Origin of the sequence: Streptomyces sp. DH12, from assembly GCF_020873895.1 — a bacterium.
GTDB lineage: Bacteria > Actinomycetota > Actinomycetes > Streptomycetales > Streptomycetaceae > Streptomyces.
In genome coordinates this window covers 1-383 of the sequence record NZ_JAHWGT010001724.1, presented here as the reverse complement: position 1 = coordinate 383, position 383 = coordinate 1, and the positions used below count along the sequence as shown (strand labels likewise).

General features: G+C 69.5%; 1 protein-coding gene. It reads left to right on the top strand.

Annotated elements, in window-relative coordinates:
• On the top strand, nucleotides 1-383 hold a 383-nt coding region (locus LPA54_RS41920), incomplete at both ends, for an EF-Tu/IF-2/RF-3 family GTPase (protein WP_267488059.1).

The window sequence follows — 383 nt, the reverse complement described above, 5'->3', positions numbered from 1 at the left end:
TCGCCTCGCTGACCAAGCCCGACGACGGCACGGTCCCCGGCGACTCCGACTCCCTCGAGCCGTTCTTCTCGACGATCCTCGAGCACATCCCCGCCCCCACCTACGAGGAGGGCGCCCCGCTCCAGGCGCACGTCACCAACCTGGACGCCGACAACTTCCTCGGCCGTATCGCGCTGCTGCGCGTCCACCAGGGCGAGCTGAAGAAGGGGCAGACGGCCGCGTGGATGAAGCGCGACGGCTCCGTACAGAACGTCCGCATCTCCGAGCTGATGATGACCGAGGCGCTCACCCGCAAGCCCGCCGAGAAGGCCGGCCCGGGTGACATCTGCGCGGTCGCGGGCATCCCGGACATCATGATCGGCGAGACCCTGGCCGACCAGGAG